Source organism: Pseudomonas sp. GW821-FHT09C10 (assembly GCF_059418085.1).
Genome location: NZ_JBWKPE010000014.1, coordinates 212,135 through 218,134, shown reverse-complemented (window position 1 = coordinate 218,134; position 6,000 = coordinate 212,135). Strand labels below are relative to the sequence as shown.

At 58.4% G+C, this 6,000-nt stretch carries 2 protein-coding genes; both read right to left on the bottom strand.

The genetic code is table 11. The annotated features are described in order from the left end of the window. On the bottom strand, window positions 1-4,841 hold a 4,841-nt coding region (locus AC07OT_RS24365), incomplete at its 3' end, for an amino acid adenylation domain-containing protein (protein ID WP_495109250.1). Window positions 4,842-5,007: 166 nt separating this feature from the next. Then, the gene (locus tag AC07OT_RS24360; protein WP_253488705.1) at window positions 5,008-5,997 is read right to left on the bottom strand and encodes a threonine ammonia-lyase; all 990 of its coding nucleotides are present in this window, start codon (window positions 5,995-5,997) and stop codon (window positions 5,008-5,010) included. Between the last annotated feature and the right edge of the window lie 3 nt (window positions 5,998-6,000).

The following is a 6,000-nucleotide window of genomic DNA, read 5'->3' as shown; positions in this document are numbered from 1 at the left end:
GGTGTGCGCAGCACCTGGTCTTCGAACAACGTCACCAAGTTCTTGGCATCGAACTGCGTAGCCGTGTCGTTCCACGCTTGCAGTACCTGCACGCGTTCATGATCCTGGAGGATATGCAATTGGTCCATACGCGTTGGCTCGCCATGGCCCAAGGCATCGGCCAGTTGCTCCAAGGCGCTGCGCATGTGCTCACACGTACGCGCTGGCGAGATCGGGCTGGCAACGTGTGCAATAAGCTCCAACGACTGCCCATAGTCCTCGATCGTCAGACAGAATGGATACGTTGCCCCGGCAGAGGAGCCAAGCCACTCGACGTCTGGTACGCCTGAGTCGTTACCCGTTGCAGCCATCGCCCCGTGTCGGTAATTGAGCAACGCACTGAACAATGGTGCGGGTACAGCGATACCACTGCAACTTTGAGCCAAGGCTAACGGCGCGTGCTCATGACGCAAGAGTGCAGTCAGGTTGGCATGGGCTTGACGAACAGCCGCATCCACCGCCATATCCTGCAACTCGAGACGCAGTGGCAAGGTATTGATGAACAGCCCCATGGTGCGCTCAGAATGCTCTTGAGTGGACAAACGCCCCAGCAATACGGTGCCAAATACCACTGTGTCAGACCCACTGGTGCGGGCCACGACCAGCCCCCACGCCAAATGGCAGAGGCTGCTCAAGCCAACTCCAAGACGCCGGGCCTGAAGGCTCAGTCGCTCAAAAAGTGCGGGCTCCAGCGCCAGACGGAACTCTGCAATGTCCTGGGTTTTCAACTGCGCGATGCCATACGGCAAGGCAGGTTCGTGGATATCGGCCAACTGCTCGCGAAAAAACACCTCGTGGCGCCCAGAGTCTTCCTCAAGGAAGGTCTGCGCGATCAAATTGCGAAACGGGCGAGCCGTTCCCAGCGTACGTGCGTTTCCAGCAAGGATCTGGGTGACTTCTTCGTGCAACATCTCCAGCGTGGAATGGTCGCCAATCAAGTGGTGCTGAAGCAGCAGCAGCAGCCACCTGTCGTGCTCAGAATCATAAGCGATGGCCGCACGCAGCAATCCAGCTTCCGTGACATCGATGCTCCGATACCGAGGGTCGAAACGCGCATGCAATTGCTCGCTGATCGGTCCTTGTGCGGGATCCAAATGCACCTCTTCGATGTGTAGCGGTGCCTCGCGCCAGACCACCTGCACAGGTACTGACAAGTCTTTCCAGACAAACCCGGTACGCAGGATATCGTGGCGCTCGATGACAGACGAAATGCCGGCCAGGTAGCGGTCGAGTCCCCCTCGATCCTGAAAGGCCAACTGGTGCGCCAGCAAATAAGGATCGCCCTGCGATGCCATCAAGTGATGAAACAAAATGCCGCTTTGCAAGGGCGACAACGCGTAGATGTCCTGGACGTTGGCCCGTCCACCACGGACCCGGGCAACGACCTGGTCGATATCGGCCTGGACCAACGTTGCCAGCGGCAGCATAAGCGGTGTGATAAGGGTGTCATCGTGCCCAATCAGGTTGGGCGGAACCTGGGCTTCTCGTTTTTCGTAAAGCGCCTTGGCCATGTCTGCCAACCTCGGTGCAGCAAACACCGAATGCACCTCCAGGTCGAGCCCTTGGGCGCGCAATTTCGCAACCATAGACACCGCCATCAACGAGTGCCCGCCCAGCTCGAAGAAGTGATCGTTGCGACCAACCCTCTCCAGGGTCAGCAGCTCTTGCCAAATGGAGGCCAACACCCACTCGCCGGTTTCGATGGGCGCCTCATAGGCGGCGCTCGCCGCACCGGCCTGATCCGCGCTGGGCAACGCCTTGCGGTCGATCTTGCCGTTGAACGTCAACGGCATTGAATCAAGAAAAACGAAGCCACTGACAACCATGTGCCTAGGTAATCGCTGGCTCAAATACTCGCGTAACAGCCCGGGCAAATGTTCCGAATGTTTCCCCCGGGGAACGACATAGGCCACCAGACGAGCATTGCCGCTGACATCATTGCCGGCGACCACTACCGCATCACGCACCTCGGGATGACTGATCAGACAAGTATCAATTTCACCTAGCTCGATCCGAGCGCCGCGAATCTTGACCTGGAAATCGTTGCGCCCCAGATACTGCAGGCGACCATCGGATAACCATCGTCCCATGTCACCGGTCTTGTACAGGCGCCCCTGCCCGCCACTGAAGGGGTCCCGGACAAAGCGTTCGGCGGTCAGCTCCGGACGGCCGATATAGCCCCGTGCAACACCTGCCCCACCGATGTGAATTTCACCCACGGCCCCCACAGGGACTGGTGTGCCAGAGGGGTCAAGGACGTACACCTGGGTATTGTCCAGCGGCAGGCCAAGCGTGACCTCTGCCACGACGTCGCCCACCAGATGCTGGCACGTCGACCATATGGTGGTCTCCGTAGGCCCATAGAGGTTCCAGAGTTCTCCCGAGTAAGCCAACAAGCCCTGCGCCAATCCTGGCAGCAATGGTTCGCCACCCGACAATACCCGCACTTTCCTGCCAGGCCAGCCATGCTCGGCAAGCATCTTCCAGGTTGAAGGTGTTGCCTGCATGATCGACACCTCATGGTCCTCCATGAGCTGCGTCAGCATCCCGGGGTTGGCAGCGGCTTCACGGCTTGCCAGCACAATGCGCGCGCCGCATACCAAAGGTAAAAACAGTTCCAGTACAGCGATGTCGAAGGAAATTGTGGTGACCGCCAGCCACCCCTCTCCCGCTGCCAAGGGGATGCGCCGGCCAATGGCGCCCAGCAGGTTGATGACATTGCGGTGCTCGACCATTACCCCTTTGGGTACACCGGTCGAGCCCGAGGTGTAAATCACATAGGCCAGATCTTCCGGGCGACCTGCGTGCCTTAGCCCTGACCAGCGAGATTCGGGGGGTACGTTCCAGTCTTCCTGCAGGATATGGGTGAGGCAGTGAGCACTCTCGGGCAATACACTAACCAGATGTGCCTGGGTCAACATCACCTTCGCACCTGAGTCTTCGCACATGAATGCCAGGCGTTCTACGGGATACCCAGGATCCAGCGGTACATAAGCCGCTTCGGCCTTCAAGATGCCCAACAGCCCAACCATCATCTCAAGCCCACGCTCCGCCAGTAACACCACCCGCGTGCCGGCCTGCACCCCAAGCGCCAACAGCCCGGCAGCAAGGCGGCTGGCCCTGGCATCTAGCTCTGCATAAGTCAGCTCTTGCCCTTCGAAAACCACAGCAACGGCGTCGGGCACCAGGCTCGCCTGTCGCTCGAACAACTGATGTATCGACTCGACATTCGTCTGGCTGGTCGCTGTGTCATTCCATTCGACCACCACCTTGTGCAGCTCCTGAGCACAGAGCAACCGTAGCGTTTCAATACGCGCCTCAGGGCGTTCGCCGACGTCCTCCAGGAGCACCTCAAAGTGCTGCACCAACCGGCGCATCGTCGACTCGTCAAACAGTGCAGTGTTGTACTCCAGACTCCCCAGCAATTGATGAGGGTGGGCGTTTTCCACAATGGCACAGGTCAGGTCGTACTTACTTAGTTGGACAGGGCTTTCCAGCGTTTCGAAATGCAAACCGGGAATATTCAGGGTGCCGCGTGGCGCGTTCTGCACAATGAACATCACCTGAAACAACGGCGAATGACTGAGGCTGCGCGTGGGCTTGAGTTCATTGACCAACTGTTCGAAAGGCAAGTCTTGATGGGCGTAAGCCTGCAAAGCGGTTTCCTTGACTTGCGCCAGCAGGTCAAGAAAGCGTGCCTGGGGATCGATACGCGTACGCAGCACCAGCGTATTGACGAAGAAACCGATCAGCGGCTCTAACTCGGTGCGGCTGCGACCGGCAGTCGGTGTTCCCAGGCTGATATCTTCCTGGTTACTGTAGCGGTGCATCAACACACAAAAAGCTGCCTGTAGCACCATGAACAATGTTGCGCCATGGATTTTCCCCAGTTCCCTCAGCCTGGCGGTGGTCTGTTTGGACAACATGAAGTCCAGGCTCGCCCCTTGGTACGTCTGGATGGGCGGCCTGGGTCGGTCCGTGGGCAAGTCGAGCAAAGCGGGAGCACCGGCCATCTGACGACGCCAATAAGTCACCTGCTCCTGAAGTAATTCACCTTGCAACCGTTGGCGCTGCCACACCGAATAATCCAAGTACTGCAACGGCAACTCAGGCAACTGCGACGGAAGACCGGACAAGTGCGCGTTGTAAAGGCTGAGTACATCCTGGATTAGCACCGACATGGACCAGGCATCCGAGGCGATGTGGTGCAACGTCACCAACAACACATGCTCGCGCTCGCCCATGCGAACCACCGCTGCTCTGAGCATGGGGCCACTGGTCAGGTCAAACAGCCTGGCCGACTCCTGTGCTAGCAGTGCCATCAACCGAGCCTCTCGCTCAACCATTGGCACAGCACTTAGATCGATCATGTCGATGAGTGATCGAGCCTGTGGCAGAACGACCTGATATGGCCGGCCTTCGCGCTCCACGAATACCGTCCTGAGTGACTCGTGCCGCATCAAAAGATCGTCCAGCGCGCACTGCAATATCGGCAAACTGAATGCCTCACCGCTCAGGCGAACGGCCGCCGGAATATTGTATTGGGCACTGCCGGATTCGTAGCGATCGAGGAACCACAACCGCTCCTGACCAAAGGACAAAACAGCAGGAAGCATCCGCTCCTTATCCGCCACTCTTGGGATTGTCCCTGCGCCGTTGAAACTCTTCAGCAGATCGATCAATGCCCGCTTGCTGGTCACGATCAGCTCCCGCATAGGCTCGGTCATGGCATCGCTTGGCGCCTGCACCTTGAGCTGGCCAGCAGGGGTGAGTGTGAGCCGTATATTGGCGGCTTCAAGCACACGCAAGATATCCAGCGGCGAACCGTGCGGGCGGTTTGAACCTTCAGCAGGCACAGGGGACTCCAGACAAAAAGAGGATGGCCGACAGGCCAAAAAACGAGAAATTTGCCAACGCGTAGTTGTCAGCACGCACCAGCAGCGGCGTCAATCACGGATCCGGAGCACGTCAGCTTGATGAGAGATGCGCCTCAAGCGCAATGATTTCAGCGAATGCCGACGCATCGACATTTCCGCCCGACAGGACCACACCTACCGAGGCTCCCGTAAACAATTCGGGAGCAGACATGACCGCCGCCAGCGCAATCGCACCGCTCGGCTCAACGACCAGCTTAAGCTCGGAGAATGCATGGGCAACTGCCTTGCGTACCGTCTCATCATCTGGTCTTAACGATCCACACCGGCCTTCCAAGGCCAATTCAAGCGTGATATCGGCAGGTGCGCGGGCCATGAGCGCGTCACAAATTGACCCTTCGCCCAAGCGGTTTTCGATCTTGCACCCGGCCTCCATGGATCGACGCATGCAGTCGAACCCCTCGGGCTCAACCGCCCATATCCTGGCATTCGACCGAGCGGCCCGGACGGCCAGGACTGCTCCCGAGAGCAACCCGCCTCCACCGCATGGGATCAGGATGTGATCCAGCTCACTCCCCTGCTCTCGACACTGACGGATCAGTTCGAGCGTTGCCGTTGCCTGGCCACAGATAATGTCCTCATCATCGAAAGGCGGGAACAGCACGCCTTGGGCGTCGTTGCACAAGCGTTGTGCCAGAGCGACTCGATCGGTATGGGTTCGGTCGTAGAAAACAATCTCTGCACCCTGCTCTCTCGCCCGTTCGATCTTGATTGCAGGCGCATCATGGGGCATCACGAGTATCGCTACGAGACCGTGTTGGCGAGCAGCAATCGCCACAGAGACAGCATGATTACCCGAGGAATACGCCACTATCGTAGTGCCGGGTGGCACTGGGCAGGCAAACAACTTGTTCATCACGCCGCGATATTTGAGCGCGCCTCCCCATTGCAGCGAGTCTGCCTTGATGAAGGCGTTACCATGGATCATTCGATCAAGGCTGCTGCTGCGCAGGACCGGCGTCTTCCGGACAACACCCTCAAGTCGCAACTCGGCATCGAAAATATCCTGATTTGAAATCGTCATTCA